The organism is Amaricoccus sp. (assembly GCF_036846665.1).
GTDB lineage: Bacteria > Pseudomonadota > Alphaproteobacteria > Rhodobacterales > Rhodobacteraceae > Amaricoccus.
Genome location: NZ_DAIUBO010000281.1, coordinates 1 through 4,326, shown reverse-complemented (window position 1 = coordinate 4,326; position 4,326 = coordinate 1). Strand labels below are relative to the sequence as shown.

At 75.4% G+C, this 4,326-nt stretch carries 3 protein-coding genes, 2 pseudogenes and 1 riboswitch; all 5 genes and pseudogenes read left to right on the top strand.

From position 1 onward, the window contains the following. Window positions 1-362 (top strand): annotated as a pseudogene (locus V7050_RS18625) (hemin ABC transporter substrate-binding protein); the annotation flags it as partial. Window positions 363-364: 2 nt separating this feature from the next. Continuing rightward, window positions 365-1,408, top strand: coding sequence for a FecCD family ABC transporter permease (locus V7050_RS18620; RefSeq protein ID WP_324374060.1), 1,044 nt, complete (start codon window positions 365-367; stop codon window positions 1,406-1,408). Next, window positions 1,401-2,186 carry a heme ABC transporter ATP-binding protein gene (locus tag V7050_RS18615; RefSeq protein WP_324374063.1) on the top strand — a complete coding sequence of 262 codons (786 nt, stop codon included), beginning with the start codon at window positions 1,401-1,403 and terminating at the stop codon, window positions 2,184-2,186. Before V7050_RS18620 ends, V7050_RS18615 begins: the two co-directional genes overlap by 8 nt. A 312-nt stretch (window positions 2,187-2,498) precedes the next feature. Then, window positions 2,499-2,693, top strand: a riboswitch (cobalamin riboswitch). 117 nt (window positions 2,694-2,810) lie between these two features. Beyond that, a complete protein-coding gene (locus tag V7050_RS18610; protein WP_324370588.1) occupies window positions 2,811-4,052 on the top strand; it encodes an aromatic ring-hydroxylating oxygenase subunit alpha in 1,242 nt (413 codons plus the stop codon). Window positions 4,053-4,055: 3 nt separating this feature from the next. Beyond that, window positions 4,056-4,326 (top strand): annotated as a pseudogene (locus tag V7050_RS18605) (hybrid-cluster NAD(P)-dependent oxidoreductase); the annotation flags it as partial.

Genomic DNA, 4,326 nt, shown 5'->3' with positions numbered 1-4,326 from the left:
CGGTGGCGAACGGCACGCCGATCGCGGCGGGGAGCGGCACCGCCGCCGATGCGATGATCGAGCTCGCCCACGGCCGCAACGCCGCCACCGGCTTCGAGGGCTACAGGCCGCTGTCGATCGAGGCGGCGATCGGCTTCGCGCCGGAGGCGGTGCTCCTGCCCGACCACGCGGCCGCCGCGGCGGGCGGCGGCGCGGCGGCGGTCGCCGCCGTCGGCCTCGCCGAGACCCCGGCGGCGCGCGCGGGGCGCATCCTGGTGATGGACGGGCTGAAGCTGCTCGGCTTCGGCCCGCGCACGCCGGCGGCGGTGACGGAGCTGGCGCGCGCCCTGCATCCCGACACGGCGGCGCAGTTGAAGATCTGAGCGTGCCCGCGCCTCTGCTCCGGGCCGCGCCCCCCGGGACGGCGCTCGCCCTCATCGGCTTCGGGCTGGCGGTGCTGGGCCTCGCCGTCGCCGGGATGGTCTTCGGTCCGGTCCCGCTCGGCCCCGGCGAGGTGGTCGCGGCGCTCCTCGGGGAGGCCGACCCCCGCGCGGAGGCGATCGTCACCACCATCCGCGCGCCGCGCGTCGCGCTCGCCGCGGCGGTCGGCGCCGGCCTCGCGCTCTCGGGGACGGCCCTGCAGGGGATCCTGCGCAACCCGCTCGCCGATCCCGGCCTGATCGGCGTGAGCGCCGGCGGCGCGCTCGGGGCGGCGGCAGCGATCGTCTTCGGCGGCGCCATGCTCGCCGCCGCGGCGCCGGAGCTCCGGTTCTGGACGACCCCGGCGGCGGCCTTCCTCGGCGCGGCGGCGGCGACGGCCCTGGTCTTCGCACTGGCCCGCCGCGGCGGCGCCACCCAGGCCGCGACGCTGATCCTCGCCGGCGTGGCGGTGAACGCCATCGCCGGGGCCGCGGTCGGGCTGATGATCTACATGAGCGACGACCAGCAGCTGCGCGACATCACCTTCTGGACCATGGGCGGGCTCGGCGGCGCGAGCTGGCGGGCGGCGGCGCTGGCCTCGCTCTGCATCGCCGCCGCGGCCGCCGGGCTCCTGCGGCTCGCCCTGGCGCTCGACCTCCTGCAGCTCGGCGAGCGCGCCGCCTGGCACTCGGGCCTCGAGGTCGAGCGGGTGAAGCGCGCCGCCGGTCTCTGGTCGGCGCTGGCGGTCGGCGCCGGCGTCGCCGTCGCCGGCCCCATCGGCTTCATCGGGCTCGTCGCGCCGCATATCGCCCGGCTCTGCGTCGGCCCGGCCCACCGGACGCTCGCCCCGGCGGCGGCGCTGGTCGGGGCGGCGCTGCTGCTCGGCGCCGATCTCGGGGTGCGGATGATCGCACCGCCCGCCGAGCCGCCGGTGGGGCTCGCCACCAGCCTGATCGGCGGCCCGTTCTTCCTCTGGCTCCTGCTCGCGCGGATGCACCGCGATGCTTGAGGCGCGCGACGCGCATCTCACCCGCGGCGGCCGCCCGGCGCTCGCGGGCGTCGGCCTCGCGCTGCGGCCGGGCGAACTGGTGGCGCTCTGCGGCCCGAACGGCGCCGGCAAGTCGAGCCTCTTCGCGGTGCTCGCGGGCGAGCTGCGCCCCGACCTCGGCGCGGCGCTGCTCGACGGAAGGCCGCTCGCCGCCATGACCGCCGCGGGCCTTGCCCGCGAACGCGCGGCGCTGGAGCAGGCGCCGGCGCTCGCCGCCCCCTTCACCGTCACCGCTCTGGTCGCGCTCGGCGCGGCGACGGCGCCGCGCGGGGCCGCCGACGAGGGGGCGATCGTCGCGCGCGCCATGGCGGCGACCGGGATCGCGGCCCTCGCCGGCCGCCCGGCCGACCGCCTCTCCGGCGGCGAGCGCGCCCGGGCGCATCTCGCCCGCGTGCTCGCCCAGCTCTGGACCGGCCGCGCCGCCGGGGGCGGGCGCTTCCTCCTGCTCGACGAGCCGACCGCCAGCCTCGACGTCGCCCACCAGGTCGCGGTGCTGCGCCTCGCCCGCGCCGAGGCCGACGCCGGCACCGGCGTGCTCGCGGTCCTGCACGACCTCAACCTCGCCGCGGCCTTCGCCGACCGCGTGCTGCTGATGTCCGAGGGACGCGCCATCGCGGAGGGCGCGCCCGGGGAGGTCCTCGAGGCCGGAAGGCTGAGCGAAGTCTACCGCATCCCCATCGCCGTCGAACAATCGGCCGGCGGCATGCTGCGCATCGCTCCGGACCTGAGTCGCGCCTAGAGCCCAGGCGCCGCCGCGACTGCTGCGGGTCCGGTCCACCTCCCTCGCGGCCAGCGCCCCGAACCTCCGGATGCTCGCCAGGCCGGTGCCGAAGCGGCGTGAGAGGGCGGCGCGCTCCCCGCCGGCGGCACCCCGGCCCGGCACGACATGCCGGCGTCCTCGACGAAATCGGCCCTCGATCGACATTGCACGGGGGAGCGAGCTCGGCAATCGACGGCCGGCCTGCGGACATCGGCGAATCGTTTCGATCCGGCTTGTCCGAAACCTTCGCGCGGGTGTCGGAATCCGTGCTTTCGATCGCGGGCCCACAGGATAGGATCGGCTCGTCAGGGTGCCGCTCCGGGAGGGGCGGAGAATTGGGAAGCCGGTCCGAAGCCGGCGCTGCCCCCGCAACGGTGGCGGAGGAATGAATGCGGCGAGAAGCCACTGGGGAATCCCCGGGAAGGCGCCGCATCGGCCGCGAGGCCCCTCCGGAGCCCGGAAACCAGCCCTGCGTGACGTCAAGCCGCGGGCGGCGGTGCGGGCGGATGCCGCCGGGGCCACGGGGTCCGGGCGGGCCGTCGCATCCTTTCCGCACGATGAAACCCGGGGGGCCGCGGGTGAGCGGCACCGAGGAGAGATGCCATGATCGCCGATACGACGGCGCTGAACCTGCTCGCGAGCCGCGTTCCGGACCACGCGCTGCCGCGCCCCATCTACACCGATCCCGCGATGCTCGGGGTCGACCTCGCCGAGGTCTGGTATCGCGACTGGCTGTTCGCGATCCCGGCCTGCGAGATCCCGAAGGCCGGGAATTTCGTGACGATGCAGATAGGCGCCTATCCGATCGTCATCGTCCGCGGCGCGGACGGGGCGATCCGCGCGTTCCACAACGCCTGCCGGCACCGCGGCAGCCGGGTCCGCACGGCGCTCAGGGGCCCGGCCCCGAAGCTCGCCTGCCCCCACCACCAGTGGACCTACGAGCTCGACGGGCGGCTGCTCTACGCCCGCGACATGGGGGCGGGTTTCCGGCCGGCCGAGCACGGGCTGAAGCCCGTCGCCTGCGAGGCTGCGGGGGGCATGGTCTTCGTCTGCCTCGCCGACGAGCCCGCCTCCTTCGACGCGCTGCGCGAGACGGCCGGCCGCGACCTGGCGCCGCACCGGCTGGACGATGCCAGGATCGCCTTCGAATCGACGATCGTCGAGAAGGGCAACTGGAAGCTGGTGATGGAGAACAACCGCGAGTGCTGCCATTGCGCGGGCGCGCATCCCTCGCCCTGCCGGACCTTCCCCGACCGTTCCGGCTACACCTCGATGGACGAGCAGGGCAACGTCGAGCCGGTCATCGCCGCCCATTGGGCCAAATGCGAGGCCGCGGGGATGCCGCCGCGCTTCCACCTGCACCCGAGCCACCAGTGGCGCTTCGTGCGCGTCCCGCTGCTCGGCCCCGGCGAGAGCTTCACCATGGACGGCAGGGCGGCGGTGCCGACCAGGCGGCTGTCGACGGCGCCCTTCGCGGATGCGGGCTCGCTGCCCTTCTTCCACTACCCCAACAGCTGGAACCACTTCCTCGGCGACCACGCGACGGTCTTCCGCATGCTGCCGATCAGCGCCACCGAGACCGAGGTCACGACCAAATGGCTTGTCCGCAAGGACGCGGTCGAGGGCACCGACTACGACCTGAAGAACCTGACCCGGGTCCGGATCGCCACCAACGGCGAGGACCGGGCGGTGGTCGAGGAGAACCAGCGCGGCGTGACCGCGCCGGCCTTCGTGCCGGGACCCTGCTCGCGCATCCAGGAGGACGGCGTGATCCAGTTCGTCGACTGGTATTGCCGCAGGCTCGGCGACCGCCTCGGCGGCGGGGCGGCGCTGGCGGCGGCGTAGCGGATGGCGACCGATCTCGTTCCCCGGCTCGGCTGGGCGCTGCCATGGAAGGACTGCGAGCCGATCGAATGCGTCTCGGTGGTGCCCGACGGGCCGGGCACCGTCTCCTTCTCGTTCCGCGCGCCCTCGGGGGCGTGGTTCGACTACCGTCCCGGCCAGTTCCTGACGCTGGAGCTGCCGGTCCCGGGCGGCCCCGTGCACCGCACCTACACGCTCTCGTCGAGCCCGTCGCGGCCGCTTTCGGTCACCCTGACCGCGAAGGCGTCGGCCAGCA